We start from the raw sequence: 15,495 nt of genomic DNA on the forward strand, positions 1-15,495 counted from the left end.
CGGCTGGCTGTTCGACGAAATCACCGCCTCCTCGCTGGTCAAGGTCGACGAGGACGGCCAGATCGTCGACCCGGGCGCGACCAACCGCGTTAACCCGGCGGGCTTTACCATTCATAGCGCCGTGCATATGGCACGCGAGGAAGCCGGCGCGGTGCTGCACCTGCACGCCGCCGATGGCGTGGCCGTCAGCGCGCATCCCGACGGCCTGCTGCCGCTGAGTCAGACCGCCATGCTGTGTATTCCGCATATCTGTTTTCACGAGTACGAAGGCGTGGCGCTGAACCTGGACGAGCGCGAACGTCTGGTCGCGGACCTCGGCGATCACGACATCATGCTGCTGCGCAATCACGGCACGCTCACCGTCGGCAAGAACGTGGGCGAAGCCTTCACCTATATGTATTTTCTGATGAAGGCCTGCCAGATCCAGGTGCGCACCCTGGCCATGGGCCCTGGGTACATGCCCTCGCAAGAGGCGTTGGATACCACCGCCCAGCAGGCCCAGAGCCTCGGCGCGGGCCATAAGCTGGCGTGGCCGGCACTGATTCGCAAGCTCGAGCGCATGGGCAGCGACTACGCGACCTGAGCGTTAACCGCGCACACGAAACGCAAACCCCGGCTCGGCGACGAGGCGGGGTTTTTTTATGGGCTAAGCGGCGGCTAGCGCATATCGCGCTCGGCAAAAACCTGGCGCAGACGCGTGCCGCAGGCTTCGAGACAGTCGCGGGCCGTATCCACAACGCCCGGCATGTTGATGAAGCCGTGGATCATGCCCGGATAATGCAGATGTTCCGCTGCGTTGCCATGCGCCCGTAGTTTTTCGTAATAGGCGATATCCTCGTCGCGCAGCGGGTCGTAACCGGCGGATACCACCAGCGCCGGCGGCAGGCCGCTGAGATCGTCGGCATGCAAGGGCGAGGAGTACGGGTCGTTTGGATCCGCCGGCGCGCCCTCGAAGTAGTGGTTCATGAACCAGTCCAGCAGCGAACGCGTGAGCCGATAGCCATCGGCGAGCTCGTTATGCGAAGGCTGACTGCGGGTACGGTCGGTGCCGGGATAGATCAGCATTTGGTAGATGAAGTCCGGCCCGCCTTCGGCACGGGCCTTCAAACAGGTCACCGTGGCCAGGTTGCCGCCCGCGCTGTCGCCGCCGATGGCGATCCGGTCGCGGCGCACGCCCAGCGCCTCGGCCTGATCGACGATCGCGTTCACCGCGGCCCAGCAGTCCTCGAGCGGGCCGGGATAGGGGTATTCCGGCGCCAGACGGTAATCCACCGATATCACCATGCAATCGCCGTTCAAGGCCAGATGGCGGCACGGAATATCGTGGCTATCGAGGCTGCCGATGACATAGCCGCCGCCATGGATATAGATCAGCAGCGGCATGGCCTCGCCGGCCGGATCGCGCGGCGTATAGACGCGCAGGCCGATATCGCCGCGCGGGCCGGCGACCGCGATATCGCGCACCGAAAACAACTGCGGGGCCCGCCCGCCCACCACGGCCGAGCCCTTCTCGTACTGGGCCCGGGCGGCTTCCGGCGACAGGGTTTCCAGCGGCGGCAGGCCGCTGTGGTCGGCGGCCTGCAATACGCGTGCGACTTGAGGATCCAGTGTCATGAGCAGTCTCGATGCGGCCGCACAGAAGCTGCGCTGCCGGTATGGAACAAATACGATTAGTCGATACGCTTGAGGAACGACTCGATCGCGGCGTTGACCGGCTGCGGATGGGTCAGGTTCGCGGCATGCCCCGCGCCCGGCACCGCGACCAGCTCGGCATCCGCGAGACTGCCGGCCAGCTGTTCGGCGCGTGCCATGGGAATGGCCATGTCGGCATCGCCGTGCACGACCAGCGCCGGCTGTTCGATCTCGCCAAGCCGGTCGCTGATGTCGTCGCGCGTGGTCAGGGTATGGAAAGCGGCCAGCAGGTTATGCGCCTGCCAGCCGCGCCACTTGCCCTGCCATTGCGCGGTTTGCTTGGCATCGGCGCCGAGGATGATGCCGGCGATGGTATCGGCGATCTCGTCGGGCAGGCCATGCGTGGCCCAGGTTTCGATCATCTGCGTATAGCCAGGCAGATGGTCCGGGTTTTCCAGCCCCGCCTGGGTATCGAGCAGAATCAGCGCGCGCACCCGATCGGGGTGGGTCAAGGCACAGCGCAGAGAAAGAAAACCGCCCTGGCTCATACCGGCCAGAATCGCGCTTTCGATGCCCAGATGATCGAGCAGGCCGGCCAGATCGTCGGCCGAGTCGTAGTAGCTGAAAGGCGCTGGGGTTTCGTCGCCCGCGGTACGCCCATGCGCGCGTTCGTCCCAGACGATACAGCGATAGCTGTCCTGAAAAGCCGCGACTTGGGGCGCGAACATTTCGTGGTCCATCAGCAGCCCGTGCGAGAACACGATCGCCGGCGCATCGCCGCCGCTGTCCTGATAGAAAATCTGCTGTCCGTTGATCGAAGCAAAAGGCATAGGGCTCTCCTCGTTGGTATCGGTTTTACTCGGGCGCGCGGGCATTGGCGCCCTGCTTGTAAGCCTGCTTGCAGGCCTGGCTGCAAAAACGTATTTCCGGCCAGGCGCGTGCCCATTTTTTGCGCCACGAAAACGGCCGCTGGCAGTAGAGACAGGTCTTGGACGGCAGATCCGCCTTTCTGCGCATTCGAGCCACGTCAGAGACCCTGCCCTCGCGCCGGTTTCATGGATAGCGCAATACGTCTTCGCCGTGAAAACGCTGGCCGGTATCGACAAAGCCGTAGCGTTCGTAAAGCCGGCGTGCGGCAGTATTGTCCGGCGTGAGGCTGATCAGAATCGGCGCCTCGGGGCGTTCATTCTTGAGCGTGTCGATGATGGCCTGCAAAGCCAGTCCGCCATAGCCGACGCCCTGCCAGGCGACATCGATCATGAAGCGCGGGATGTTGTAGGCCTCGTAGCCGGGCAGATATTCCGCCATGACGAAGCCGATGAGCGTTTCGTTGGCATAGATCGCATAAGGCGCACAGCGCGGCTGGACATAGGCTTCGGCCAGCGAATACAGGTTGGAGGCCACGCGCGTGGCCTGTTCGGGCGACAGGCGCAAATGAATGACCTGTTGCCAGTTGTGCAAATCCACGGCGCGCAGGGTGACGACGATTTCGGGGGTGTCGGTACGCATGCCTGGCTCATTCCATGTCGGCAAAAGCCGACCGATGGAATTCCGCGATTTCGGCGACTTCCTCGACCCCGGGCTCGCGCACGGTCGCAGGCGGCGCACCGGCCATCACCTCGAGCACGCGATGGGTGCAACGCGCCAGCGTATCCGGGTTGTAGCCACCTTCCAGCGCCATCACCAGCCGCCCATCGCAGTATTGATCGGCGAGGCGTTGCACGATGCCGGTCATCGCGCTGTAGCCGTCGTAGCTCATGTTCAGGCACAGCTCGGTACGGTGGGCGTCCATACCCGCCGAGACCAGAATCAACTCCGGCTGGAACCATTCGGACGCGGGCACGAGAATGTTCTCGAAGGCGTTGATGACCGCCAGATCGCCGGCGTCCTCGGGCAGCGGCACGTTAACCGTGGTGCCCTCGCCCAGGCCTTCGCCGATTTCTTCGAGATCGCCGGTGCCCGGGTAGAACGGCGCGGCGCGATGGGTATCGAAGAACATCACGCTCGGATCGGCGGCGAAGATATCCTGGGTCCCGTTGCCGTGGTGCGCGTCCCAGTCGATGATCAGCACGCGCTCGATATCCCAATGAAACTGCGCATGCGCGGCCGCCACCGCGATGTTGTTCAACAAACAGAAGCCACGTGCACGCACCGCGTTTGCGTGGTGCCCGGGCGGCCGGCAGATCACGAACGCCGACTGCGCCTTCTTTTCGAACACCGCGTCCACCGCGGCAATGGTCGAGCCGGCAGCCACCACGGCGGCTTCCAGGCTGCCGGCCGAAACGGCCGTGGTATCCACGTCGAGCCATGCCTGCTTGCCTTCCAGCTCATGCAGGCTTTCGAGGTAGGAGGTGGTATGCACGCGGTTGAGCTGCTCCTGCGTGGCGGGCTGGCCGGCGGCGATACGCACGCCGGCAATCGGCTCGGCCTCGAGCAGCTCCCTGACCGCGATCACCCGGCCGGGGTGTTCGGGATAGCTCCATTTGGCTTCCACGCCCAGGCCGTCAAGAATGCCGCGAATCCGTTTGTCCATGCGGCCCGGAAGAAACTCTTCGTTGGCCTCGGGCCGATGCGAAAGCACCCGCTCGTCATATATCACCAGCACATCACGATCGCCCACCACTATAGACACTCCTTGGCATACATCGCCTCAGACTAGCAGCCGCAGCAGGGAATTTAGCGTTTTCGGGCCCATACGCAAAAATATTTCGCTGTAACCACGCCTGTTTATCCGCGCCTATACGGCAGACCACGGCAAAACCATCGAATGCCGGGCAAGCCGACGAATCCGCGCCCGATCTCACTGTATCGCAGCCTTACGTCGGCATGGACAGCCTTATACGGGCTTTCATACTCAAGGTCGTAGGTAAGCGCCGACCTCGTCCGGCGACACCGGCCGGCTCAGATAGAAGCCCTGTGCCAGATCGCAGCCATAGCGGTTGAGCAGATCGAGCTGTTCCGCGGTTTCGATGCCTTCCACCACCACGGTCTTGCCCAGGCCATGCAGCATGTCGATAAGCGAGCGCATCACGATCGCTGCATCGCTGCCCGGCGTTTCGATGCCGTCGACGAAGCAACGGTCGATCTTGACCGTCTGCACCGGCAACTGACGCAGATAGCTGAACGAGGAATAACCGGTACCGAAGTCGTCCATCGACATCCGAACGCCCAGCGCGTTGAGTTCCCGTATCCGCGCGCTTGCCGTCGCCATATCGGTCAGCAACAGGTTTTCGGTGATTTCCAGCTCCAGACGTTCGCCCGGCAAACCGGTCTGTACGAGCGTACGTTGCACCATCTCGACAAAATCCTCGGTCCAGAACTGTTTGGGCGAAACGTTGACCGCAATACGTTCCGGCCGGGCCGACGCCGGGAACGCATGCAGATACTGGTGACAGGCCTGACGCAGTATCCACGCCCCGGCCGCGACGATGAGCCCCGAGCTCTCAAGCGCCGGAATGAACAGCCCCGGCGGCACGATTCCGCGCTCCGGATGGCGCCAGCGCACCAGCGCCTCCACCGCGCCCAGCCCGCCGTTGTCCATGCGTACCAGCGGCTGAAACTGCAGGAACAGCTCTTCGTTGTCGATCGCGTGACGCAGTTCCGCCTCGATCTGCACACGTTCGCGTATGCGCTCATTCATGCGCTTTTCGAAAAAGACATGCCGGCCGCGGCCGCCGTCCTTGGCCTGATACATCGCCGCATCCGCGTGCGCCAGTAGCGCTTCGGCGTCGCGACCGTCGGCGGGATACAGGGCCAGGCCGATGCTGGCACTGACCCGGTGTTCAAGACCGTTGATCACATACGTTTCAGACAGGCGATCGATAAGGCGTCGAGCACAGCGATCCAGGGCCGCGACATCGTCGGCACGCGGCAACAGGACTACGAATTCGTCGCCGCCCCAGCGGGCCACGGTGTCCATGTCGTCGAGCGCGTCAGCAAAGCGCTGGGCTGCCTCGACGAGCAGCGCATCACCGGCGCTGTGGCCTACCGAATCGTTGACGTTCTTGAAATGATCGAGATCGATGAACATGAGCGCGAGCGCCTGCTCGACGCCGGCGGCCAGCGCGATCTGGTGCTCAAGGCGGTCGATGAACAGCTGGCGGTTGGGCAGGCCAGTCAGTCCATCGTAGTGCGCCTGGCGATAGAGTTCCTTTTCGCGCCCCGAAGCGGCCAGCGCCACCGCCAGGCGATCGGCGACCGCCAGCGCCTGCTGTTCGTCCTCCGCGCTTGTATCCGTGCCGCGATAACCTGCGAACAGCGCCGCCCACAGGCGACCGTGCTCGCGTACCGGCGCTACCGTGACCCGGTCGATGTTGAGATCGCGTAACTGCTGCGTGTAGGACAACTCGGCCAGCGCGTCGTCGTCGAGATACAGCAGCCGCTCGTGGCGATCCAGCGCCTCGCGCTCGGTGGCGCCGGGCTGCACGCGATAGCTTTTCACGTGTTCGGGCCGGGCCAGCTCGACGACGTGCAAATGCGCGACCTGCGGCAGGTCGGGGTCGAACAACAGAATCGCCGCGACATCGGCCTGCATGATGCGGTGCAGGCTCTGCAGCATGTTCTCGACCACGGTTTCCGCACCCGCCGAGGTGAGAATGCCGCGGTCGGTCGCCGCCAGGACGTCCAGGGTATGAAACTGCGTGCCCAGGCGTTTCGCCATCGTATTGAAGGCGTCACCCAGCTCTTCGAATTCGTCGCTGCTGTCGATCTCGACCCGGGTCGCGAATTCGCCCTCGGCGATCCTTTGGACACCGGTACGCAGGCGCCGTAGCGGATCGCTGACCCGTCGAATCTGGCTCATTCCGAGCATGCCGGCCGCGATCAGGCTCAGCAGCACCACGAACGGCAGCAGCCGGTAGAACGTCACGGCCGGCTGAGCGGCAGCGGCCCAGGGCTTGAAGCCGATCACCCGCCAGCTCACGCCATCGAAATGGCTGGGAATGAACACGTCCCAGTAAGCCACCAGCGTATCTTCGCCGTCCACCGGTATCCGGCCCGGGGCGGTCAACGTGATAGCCCCGCCCTGTATACGTTCATCATAGACAGACTGCAGATTCGGGCAGTCGAGCATCCGCTGAGTCTGCTGTTCCACTACGCAAAAGCGCGTGTCATTGGGCCAGCGATCGGCGTTGCCGATCACATAGTCGGGGTCGAGCCGCCCCGCCACCATACGCGGCCGACCATCCACCGTCGTCAGCGCACGCAGCATGACCATACCGCCTTTGTTGAGCGGCTGGGCAACCAGGCGGGTCCGCGGCGGCGTCTTTGCCAGCGATGACGGCGACTCTTCGGCGAACGAAACCGGCAACAGCCGCGCGTCGCCGTAGAGCATACGGCGCTCGCCGTCCGAATACAGCGCGACTGCCTCGAAGGCGGGCACGCCGTTTTCAGTATGCCCCCGCGCGGCCGAATCCTCGGCAATGCGTATCAACAGTGCCTCGGCCACCTTGAGCCGGCTGAAAATGTCCAGCCCCTGGTTCTGGCTGTCGTTGGCCAGCCGCTGCGCGGCCTGCTGCGCCACCACACGGCTCGTGTTGAACCAGGCCAGTACGGCGACCGCCACCACCGGCACGAACGCCGCGAGCAGAAAGCGCAGAAAAAGGCGCCGCGCGAACGCGCCGCGGAACGGCCCGATGGTCAAACGCATCAACTGCGGCCCGCCAGCTCGGAGCCCATGCCGATGAATTCACCGTTGAGCCCGCGCACGATATCGTCGTGGCTGGCCTTTGCGGTCAACGGGCGCTGACTCTGTCCGTCCTTGCCCATGCTGTAGAGGTCGTAATCGGTATTGATGGGCACCGTACCCTTGTAGGAACGGAACTGACCCTTGCCTTTGGCGTTGGCGTGGTTGAGAAACTGGTATGGATTCCCCCAGGGATCCTGCTTGCCAGCCATACCGATATCGGCAAGGCTGTCCGGCAGCCGCTGGGTCGCGACGTAGAACCGCTCGATGAGGTTTTCCATCTCGCGGATATCGGCCATTGCCTGGGCACGATCGGCGCGGTCGGTATAGCCCACATACGCCGGATAGGCGATACCGGCGAGCAGGCCGAGTATCGCGAGCGCCATGAGCAATTCCACCAGGCTAAAGCCGCGGCCGCGCCCCATGCGTAGCTGGCGCCGCAGCAAGATATGGCGAAAAACGCGGCGCATGGCGGATCCGAAAATAGGCCTGGGTTTCTTTATCGACCGAACCGGCCAAAACATCAGCCCCCTTGCCTTGCGGCCGGTCGGCCAGCGTTAACTGCGCCGCGGGTGGAAAGTGCCGCCCGATTACGCCGGCATTCGCTGCGAATGCCAGCCGCGCCGGCAGTGGCGAGATTCGACCTACTCGCCACGGCTCGGCAGACCGGGCGAACGATGCGACGGCGACCGATTGAACGCATCATTCGCGAAGACAACGACTGGCCCTAGCCGGAGGCAGCCGCCAGCCGATCACGCATCGCCAGGGCGACCTGCATCGTGGTCAGCCGCGGCGTCGATACCCCGTGCTGTTCCGCGAGGGCCACGACGTTGCCCAGAATGGCCTGGATTTCCATCGGCCGCCCGTTGAGATAATCCAGCGCCATGCTATTGATATAGGCCGGCATCTTGCGCGTGCCGGCAATATTCTTGTCGATGGCGTCTTCGGGCATGGGATGGCCATCGGCCGCAGCCACCGCACAGACTTCGGCCATCATCGCCCGCGCCAGCGCCTCGCCGCCGGGCGTATCCAGCAGGGTCACGGTATCGGCGCCGCCCGCCAGCACCGACAACGGGTTGAACGGCGTATTCCATAGGCTCTTGCGCCAGCGCTCGCCGACCACGGCATCGGAGAGCTTCACGTCGATGCCGCCGGCTTCGAAGCGTTCGGCAATATCACGACACGCGTCGGTAATGCCCTCGGGCCAGGCACCCATCGTCAGCGAGCCGAATGCCTTGTGCTCGATCTTGCCCGGCGCGACACGGCTGACCGCAATGAACGCCAGACAGCTGATAATCGGGTTGTTCGGCAGCGCATCGGCGACTTCGCGTTCGATATCGATACCGTTTTCGATGAGCACGATGCGCGTGTGCTCGCCCACCCACGGCTTGATCAGCGCGCCGCGATCGATCGATGGCAGCACCTTCACACAGCAGATCACGTAGTCGGCTTCGCCCTCGGGCGTATCGCCGTCGCGATAGACCGCATCGGGGCGGTACGACAGCTCGCCCAGCGGGCTGTCGATCTGAAAGCCGTCGGCCTTGACCGCCTCGTATTCCGAACGCAGGACCACGCTCACATGACAGCCGGCGCGCTTGAGAATCGCGCCATAGAAACTGCCGATCGCGCCGGCCCCGACCACCACCACCCGTGTGCTCTGACTCATCGCAAATTCCTTGTTCAATAACGCCCGGCCAGATACCGGGCATCGGCCCTGACCGTCGGCTTACCCGTTCGACCCGGCCGAAAATCTAAAAAAAACGGGCTGCCAGCACCAGCCGACAACCCGTATCGAGCTAATCCGGCATCCGGATCACGCGGCCGCGTTCTCCTCGACCAGCAGGTCGATGAGACGGTCGGTGTGATAGTTGCCGTCGCCCAGGTAGTGGTCGATGAGCACGATCCGCTTGGCGTAATGGGAGATGGAGGATTCGTCCATCATGCCCATGCCGCCGAACAGCTGGATCGCCTCTTCGGCCACGTGCCGGCCGGCCTTGCTGACCATGGCCTTGGCCGCGGCCAGACGCTGGCGACGCTCGGCGTCGGGCGCATCCAGCGAACAGGCCGCCCACAGGGCCAGCGAACGCACCTTTTCGAGCGAGATACGCATATCGACCATGCGATGCTGCAGGGCCTGGAAGCTGCCGATCGGCACGCCGAACTGCTTGCGTTCCTTGATGTAGTCCAGGGTCAGATCGCAGGCCACTTCCATGGCGCCGGCGGCTTCCGCGCACAGGGCGATGATGCCGCGATCCAGCGCATACTGAAGCGGTGCGGCCGCGCCGCCCTCTTCGCCTACCAGCGCATCGGCACCGACCTTGACGTTATCGAGCACGATTTCGGCGGCGCGATGGCCATCGAAGGTGGTGTAACCGTCGCGCGACAAGCCATCGGCGTTGCCGTCGACCAGGAACGCGCTCAGGCCGTTCTTGCCCGGGTTGTCCCCGCTGCTGCGGGCAATCACCAGCAAGCGATCGGCGCTGTCGCCGCCGAGCACCACGGCCTTCTTGCCGGACAGCACGTAGCTGTCGCCGTCCTTCTGGGCGGTGGTTTCGATCCAGAACGGATCGTAGCGGCCGTTCGGCTCGTAGCAGGCCAGCGCATACTTCTGCTCGCCGGAGATGATCGGCTCCAGGGCCTCGGCCTTGGCATCGTCACCGAGGGCGGCGTCCAGGAAGGTGCCAGCAAGTACTACCGTGGACAGATAAGGCTCGACCACCAGACCGCGGCCAAAGCCTTCGGCCACCACCATCAGCTCGGCGCCACCGCCGTTGAAGCCGCCCGCGGCTTCCGAGAACGGCACCGCCAGCAGGCCCAGTTCGGCGAACTGCGACCACACCTCGGGCGAGTAGCCGGTGTCGGATTTGATGATCTTTTCGCGCTGCTCGAAGCTGTACTGGTCGGCCACCACGCGGTCGACCATGTCCTTGAGCATGCGCTGCTCGTCGCTATAGGAAAAATCCATTGTCTATTCCTTTTCCTGCGTACCGGACTACAGTCCGAGGATCGCCTTGGAAATGATGTTCTTCTGAATCTCGTTGGAGCCGCCGAAGATCGACAGCTTGCGCAGATTGAAGTACGTGGAGGAGGCCGAGGCCGAGAACTCGGGGCCGAAGGCGTCTTCGCCCACGTCGAGATCGGGGAACGGCAGCGCATAGGGGCCGGCCAGCTCGCGATAGAGATCCGAGATCTTCTGGCGCACTTCCGTGCCCATGACCTTCAGAAACGAGCTTTCCGCACCCGGCACGCCGCCGGCTTCAGCCGCCGACACCACGCGCAGGTTGGTCATTTCGACCGCCATCAGCTCAAGTTCGAGCTCGACCAGACGCTCGGCCACGCGCGGATGCTCGATCAGCGGCTTGCCTTCGGCCTGCTCGTTGCGTGCGATCTGCTTGAGGTGTTCGAGCGCAGCCTTGGAAATACCCACGCCGGCAATGCCGGTACGCTCGAAGGTGAGCAGGTACTTGGCACAGGTCCAGCCCTTGTTCTCTTCGCCGACGAGGTTCTCGACCGGCACCTTGACGTTGTCGAAGAACACTTCGTTGACTTCGTGCGCGCCGTCGAGGGTGATCAGCGGGCGCACGGTCACGCCGGGGGTGTTTTCCATGTCCACCAGCAAAAAGGAAATACCTTCCTGCTTCTTGACCGTGGTGTCGGTACGTACCAGCACGAAAATCATGTTCGCGTGCTGGCCGAGCGTGGTCCAGGTCTTCTGGCCGTTGACGATGTAGTGATCGCCATCGCGCTCGGCGCGGCACTTGAGGCTGGCCAGGTCGGAGCCGGCGCCCGGCTCGGAGTAACCCTGGGCCCACCAGTCCTCGCTTTTGAGGATACGCGGCAGGTAGTAGTCCTTCTGTTCCTGGGTGCCGAACTTGATGATCACCGGCGCGACCATGTTCAGACCGAACGGCAGGATCCGCGGTGCACCGGCTTCGGCGGTTTCTTCCTCGAAGATATGCTTCTGAATCGGGCTCCAGCCCGGGCCGCCATGCTCTTCGGGCCAGTTGATCGCCAGCCAGCCTTTTTCATACAGCGCGCGCTGCCAGGTGATCATGTCCTCAGGCGAGACGTGCTCGGAGGACTTCACCTTGTCGGAAATTTCCTTCGGCAGCTTCTCTGCCACGAAGGCCCGGACCTCGTCGCGGAATGCGAGTTCGGCTTCGTTATATTGAATATCCATTATTTACTCCGTAATACCCAGCGTTACAGGTCGCCGAACTTGCGGCCTTCGCTGGCCAGCTTTTCCAGCAGGGCCGACGGCTGCCAGACCGGGTCGCCCGATTCGTCGTAGAACTGTTTTACCTTGGCATGGATGGTGTCCAGACCCACCTGGTCGGCCCAGAACATCAGACCGCCGCGATAGACCGGGAAACCGTAGCCATAAATCCATACGATATCCACGTCCAGCGGACGCATGGCGATGCCTTCCTCGAGAATCTTGGCACCTTCGTTGACCATCACGTAAAGGCAGCGCTCCAGGATTTCCTGATCGCTGACTTCGCGGGTCTCGATGCCCTTCTCGGCGCGGTACTTCTCGATCTCGGCCATGGCCGTGTCGGACGGACGCGGGGTACGATCGCCTTCGGCGTAATCGAACACGCCGCCGCCGGTCTTCTGGCCCCAGCGTTCCTGCTCGGCCAGGGCGTCCATCCAGTCGCGCTCGGGTGCGTTTTCCGGATCGTCCTCGCGCAGGCCTTCACGAATACGCCAGCCCACGTCCAGGCCGGCCAGATCGGCCATGGCGAACGGGCCCATCGGCAGACCGAAGTCGAACAGCACCTTGTCGACCTGCGACGGCGTTGCGCCTTCATTGACCAGCTTGACGGCCTGGGCCTGGCGCTTGTGCAGGATGCGGTTGCCCACAAAGCCGTTGCACACACCGACCAGCACGCCGACCTTGCCGATACGCTTGGACAGATCCATCACCGTGGCGATGACTTCATCCGACGTGGCTTCGCCGCGCACGTTCTCGAGCAGCTTCATGACGTTGGCCGGCGAGAAGAAGTGCATGCCGATGACGTCTTCGGGGCGCTTGGTCGACTGCGCAATTTCGTCGACGTCGAGCGTGGAGGTGTTGGTGGCCAGGATCGCGCCGTCCTTGCAGACGCGATCAAGCTCGCCGAACACCTGCTTTTTGACCTTCATGTTCTCGAACACGGCCTCGATGACCAGATCCACATCCGACAGGTCGTCGTAGGACAGCGAGGTGCTGATCAGCGACATGCACTTTTCGACCTGCTCCTCGGTCATGCGGCCTTTCTTGGCGGTCGCTTCGTAGTTCTTGCGAATCAGGGCCACGCCTTTGTCGAGCGCTTCCTGCTTCATTTCCAGCATCTTCACGGGGATGCCGGCGGACAGGAAGTTCATGGCGATGCCGCCGCCCATGGTGCCGGCACCGATGATGCCGACCTGCTTGATTTCGCGCTGCGGCGTCTCCTTGGAAATGCCGGGCACCTTGCCCACTTCACGCTCGGCAAAGAACACGTGGCGCTGGGCCGCGGATTCCGGCGAATTCAGCAGTTCGGTGAACAGCTCGCGCTCGCGCTTCATGCCGGCCGCGAAATCCAGCTCGGTCGCGGCCTGGACGGCCTTGATGCAGTGGAACGGCGCCAGGAAGCCGCGCTTCTTGCGCGCGATCGACTGCTCGAACTCGGAGAAGACGTTGTCGCTTTCCTTCTCGACCGCCAGCTCGCTGACCTTACGCCGCGGGGCGCCGTCGGCAACCAGCTTCTCGGCATAGGCAATGGCTTCGGCCTTGAGATCGCCGGAAACGACTTCGTCGACCACGCCCATGTCCTTGAGCTTGGCCGCCTTCATCGGCTTGCCTTCGACAATCGCCTGCATGGCGGCCTTGGCGCCGATCAGGCGCGGCAGGCGCTGGGTACCGCCCGCGCCCGGCAGCAGGCCCAGGTTGACCTCGGGCAGGCCCATCTTGGCCGAATCCAGGGCCACGCGATAATCGCAGCCGAGGGTGATTTCCATACCGCCGCCGAGTGCGGTGCCGTGCACGGCCGCGATCAGCAGCTTGTCGCTGTTTTCCAGCGTCTGCACCACGTCGGGCAGGCTCGGTTCCTGCGGCGGCTTGCCGAATTCACGGATGTCTGCACCGGCGGGGAAGGTCCGGCCACCACCGATGATCATCAGCGCCTTGGCACCGTCATCGGCCAGGCCCTTGTCCAACGCATCGACGATGCCCTGGCGCACGGCATGCCCGAGGGCATTGACCGGCGGGTTATCGACGGTGATCACGCCGATGTCGCCATCGCGTTCGTAGGAAACCACTTCACTCATAACTACTCCTTGTCCAATTCGTGGGCCGCGCGCTCGGGCGCGGCGTGTTTATTCGTTGTCGAACTCGCCGGCCTTGCCCTAGCCGGTGGCCTGCGGCCACTCCTGTTCCTGTAGCGCGCGCCACATCAGCTTGCCGGTGGGCGAGCGCGGCAGGGTCTCGCAGATTTCGATCACACGCGGCACTTTATAGGCCGCCATGTTTTCCCGACACCATTCCCGAATGTCCTCGGCGCTGGCCGCGTCGGCACTGTTGAGTACCACGCAGGCCTTCACGCTTTCACCGCGGCGCGGATCGGGCGTGGAGATCACGCAGGCCTCGCGAATCGCCGGATGACGATACATCAGGCTTTCCACCTCCGCGGGCCATACCTTGTAGCCCGAGGCGTTGATCATGCGCTTGACCCGGTCGACGATGAAGAAATAGCCCTCGTCGTCGTAATAGCCGATATCGCCGGTACGAAAGAACGATTTGCCATCGAGGTCGATGAACGCGGCCTTGGTTTCCTCGGGCCGGCGCCAGTAGCCCGAAAACACCTGGGGCCCGTTGCTCACAATCTCGCCGACCTCGTTGGGCCCGAGTTCGGTCAGCGTTTCGGTATCGATGATGCGCGAATCCACATCGAACACCGGGATGCCCAGGCACTGGGCCTTGGGCGCGTCGAAGGGGTTGATATGGGTCGCCGCGATCGTCTCGGACAACCCGTACCCTTCGATGTAGTGCAGGCCGGTGAGCTTGAACAGCTTGTCGGACACCGCCGCCGGCATCGCTGCACCGCCGCCGCCGATGTTCTCCAGGCTCGACAGATCGTACTTCTCGATCTCGGGGTCGGAGAGCATGTCGATCGCCATGGTGACGATATTGGTCCAGCGGGTGATCTTGTACTGCTCGATGAGCTTCGCCGCCGTGCGCCGTTCCCAGCGCGTCATCAATACGACCGTGCTGCCGATGAAGATGGGCGCGTTCATGCCGTTCTGCATGCCCGTGACATGAAAATACGGCAGCGTGGCCAGGGATTTGCCTTCCGAGGTGCTACGGCTCCAGTAGACGCTGTGTACCGCCGAGGCCATGACCGTGCGATGGGTATGCACACAGCCCTTGGGCGCGCCGGTGGTACCCGAACTATAGGGCAGCACGCACAGATCGTCGGGCCCGGCCTCGTGGGCGCTCGGCGTGTGGCCGGCGTTCAGGGCGTCGGCCCAGAGCACGGCGTTGTCGCGACCGGTAGCCTGGGTTTCGGCCTTCACTTCGGCCGGCAGATCGAGATCGGTCGGAGCGCTCGCATATTCGCCGTAGTTGGCCACAATCGCGTGGCCAAGCTTGCCGCTATCCAGCAGCGGCGCCACCGCTTCGTAGCGCTCCTGACCACAGATGCATACGGTAGCCTCGGTGTCCTCGACATAGTGTTCGAGTTCGACGCTGCGGTTCATGGGGTTGACCGGCACCACCGCCGCATCGGCACGCAGAATGGCGTAGTAGCCGATCACGAACTGCGGCGCGTTCTGCATGAACAAAAGCACGCGATCGCCGCGCTTGACGCCCTGGGCCTGCAGATAGCCGGCCAGCGCACAGACCTGTTCATCGAGTTCGCGATAGCTCAGCGGCGTGTCGTAATAAACGATGGCCGGTCGCTCGGGATAGCGCCGCGCCGAGATTTCGAGGTTGGTGTAGAGGCTGGTCTGTGGCAGCCCCAGCGAATGGGGCAGGTTGGCAGGCCAGGCGGCATAATGCCGATCGAACATAGCAGTGGTCTCCTCGCTTTCCAGCGTTTGGCGCTGCCCCACTCTTGATCGGTGTTCGACAGGCCACGGTTTGCGTTGCCGGTGCCGCAACGCCGCCTGCGTCACGAATGATCGGTCGCAGGCGAGGCAGCAGCGTGGCGTCTTTAACT

The 15,495-nt window shown here is 63.5% G+C and carries 13 protein-coding genes; 1 reads left to right on the forward strand and 12 read right to left on the reverse strand.

What is annotated here, in order from left to right; all coding sequences use genetic code 11:
* Positions 1-583: class II aldolase/adducin family protein (locus ABNU97_RS02620; RefSeq protein WP_348765198.1), on the forward strand; the 583-nt coding region annotated here is incomplete at its 5' end.
* Between the two features lie 74 nt (positions 584-657).
* On the opposite strand, the gene ABNU97_RS02625 is transcribed toward ABNU97_RS02620, so the two are convergent.
* The 12 genes from ABNU97_RS02625 to ABNU97_RS02680 form a co-directional block, all read right to left on the reverse strand.
* A complete protein-coding gene (locus ABNU97_RS02625) occupies positions 658-1,614 on the reverse strand; it encodes an alpha/beta hydrolase (RefSeq protein ID WP_348765199.1) in 957 nt (318 codons plus the stop codon).
* A 56-nt stretch (positions 1,615-1,670) separates the two neighbouring features.
* Positions 1,671-2,462 carry an alpha/beta hydrolase gene (locus ABNU97_RS02630; protein WP_348765200.1) on the reverse strand — a complete coding sequence of 264 codons (792 nt, stop codon included), beginning with the start codon at positions 2,460-2,462 and terminating at the stop codon, positions 1,671-1,673.
* Between the two features lie 25 nt (positions 2,463-2,487).
* A complete protein-coding gene (locus ABNU97_RS02635; protein WP_348765201.1) occupies positions 2,488-2,649 on the reverse strand; it encodes a DUF2256 domain-containing protein in 162 nt (53 codons plus the stop codon).
* Positions 2,650-2,685: 36 nt separating this feature from the next.
* On the reverse strand, positions 2,686-3,141 hold the full coding sequence (locus tag ABNU97_RS02640; RefSeq protein WP_348765202.1) for a GNAT family N-acetyltransferase: 456 nt from the start codon (positions 3,139-3,141) through the stop codon (positions 2,686-2,688).
* Between the two features lie 7 nt (positions 3,142-3,148).
* The gene (locus ABNU97_RS02645; protein WP_348765203.1) at positions 3,149-4,255 is read right to left on the reverse strand and encodes a histone deacetylase; all 1,107 of its coding nucleotides are present in this window, start codon (positions 4,253-4,255) and stop codon (positions 3,149-3,151) included.
* A 231-nt stretch (positions 4,256-4,486) separates the two neighbouring features.
* Positions 4,487-7,279 carry an EAL domain-containing protein gene (locus ABNU97_RS02650; protein WP_348765204.1) on the reverse strand — a complete coding sequence of 931 codons (2,793 nt, stop codon included), beginning with the start codon at positions 7,277-7,279 and terminating at the stop codon, positions 4,487-4,489.
* On the reverse strand, positions 7,279-7,785 hold the full coding sequence (locus ABNU97_RS02655) for a prepilin-type N-terminal cleavage/methylation domain-containing protein (RefSeq protein ID WP_348765205.1): 507 nt from the start codon (positions 7,783-7,785) through the stop codon (positions 7,279-7,281). Before ABNU97_RS02655 ends, ABNU97_RS02650 begins: the two co-directional genes overlap by 1 nt.
* Positions 7,786-8,042: 257 nt before the next feature.
* Positions 8,043-8,981 carry a 2-dehydropantoate 2-reductase gene (locus ABNU97_RS02660; RefSeq protein WP_348765206.1) on the reverse strand — a complete coding sequence of 313 codons (939 nt, stop codon included), beginning with the start codon at positions 8,979-8,981 and terminating at the stop codon, positions 8,043-8,045.
* Positions 8,982-9,128: 147 nt separating this feature from the next.
* Positions 9,129-10,280 carry an acyl-CoA dehydrogenase gene (locus ABNU97_RS02665; RefSeq protein ID WP_348765207.1) on the reverse strand — a complete coding sequence of 384 codons (1,152 nt, stop codon included), beginning with the start codon at positions 10,278-10,280 and terminating at the stop codon, positions 9,129-9,131.
* 27 nt (positions 10,281-10,307) lie between these two features.
* Complete coding sequence (locus ABNU97_RS02670) at positions 10,308-11,495, reverse strand: acyl-CoA dehydrogenase family protein (protein ID WP_348765208.1); 1,188 nt, start codon at positions 11,493-11,495, stop codon at positions 10,308-10,310.
* Between the two features lie 23 nt (positions 11,496-11,518).
* Complete coding sequence (locus ABNU97_RS02675) at positions 11,519-13,606, reverse strand: 3-hydroxyacyl-CoA dehydrogenase NAD-binding domain-containing protein (RefSeq protein WP_348765209.1); 2,088 nt, start codon at positions 13,604-13,606, stop codon at positions 11,519-11,521.
* A gap of 78 nt (positions 13,607-13,684) precedes the next feature.
* Positions 13,685-15,346 (reverse strand): long-chain fatty acid--CoA ligase, encoded by a 1,662-nt coding sequence (locus ABNU97_RS02680; RefSeq protein ID WP_348765210.1) that lies wholly within the window; start codon positions 15,344-15,346, stop codon positions 13,685-13,687.
* Positions 15,347-15,495: the final 149 nt, after the last annotated feature.

This window comes from uncultured Salinisphaera sp. (assembly GCF_964012375.1).
Lineage (GTDB): Bacteria > Pseudomonadota > Gammaproteobacteria > Nevskiales > Salinisphaeraceae > Salinisphaera.

Coding starts and splice junctions, on each gene's coding strand:
- ABNU97_RS02625 (WP_348765199.1), bottom strand. CDS start 1,614: ATGACACTGGATCCTCAAGTCGCACGCGTATTGCAGGCCGCCGACCAC.
- ABNU97_RS02630 (WP_348765200.1), bottom strand. CDS start 2,462: ATGCCTTTTGCTTCGATCAACGGACAGCAGATTTTCTATCAGGACAGC.
- ABNU97_RS02635 (WP_348765201.1), bottom strand. CDS start 2,649: ATGCGCAGAAAGGCGGATCTGCCGTCCAAGACCTGTCTCTACTGCCAG.
- ABNU97_RS02640 (WP_348765202.1), bottom strand. CDS start 3,141: ATGCGTACCGACACCCCCGAAATCGTCGTCACCCTGCGCGCCGTGGAT.
- ABNU97_RS02650 (WP_348765204.1), bottom strand. CDS start 7,279: ATGCGTTTGACCATCGGGCCGTTCCGCGGCGCGTTCGCGCGGCGCCTT.
- ABNU97_RS02655 (WP_348765205.1), bottom strand. CDS start 7,785: ATGCGCCGCGTTTTTCGCCATATCTTGCTGCGGCGCCAGCTACGCATG.
- ABNU97_RS02660 (WP_348765206.1), bottom strand. CDS start 8,981: ATGAGTCAGAGCACACGGGTGGTGGTGGTCGGGGCCGGCGCGATCGGC.
- ABNU97_RS02665 (WP_348765207.1), bottom strand. CDS start 10,280: ATGGATTTTTCCTATAGCGACGAGCAGCGCATGCTCAAGGACATGGTC.
- ABNU97_RS02670 (WP_348765208.1), bottom strand. CDS start 11,495: ATGGATATTCAATATAACGAAGCCGAACTCGCATTCCGCGACGAGGTC.
- ABNU97_RS02675 (WP_348765209.1), bottom strand. CDS start 13,606: ATGAGTGAAGTGGTTTCCTACGAACGCGATGGCGACATCGGCGTGATC.
- ABNU97_RS02680 (WP_348765210.1), bottom strand. CDS start 15,346: ATGTTCGATCGGCATTATGCCGCCTGGCCTGCCAACCTGCCCCATTCG.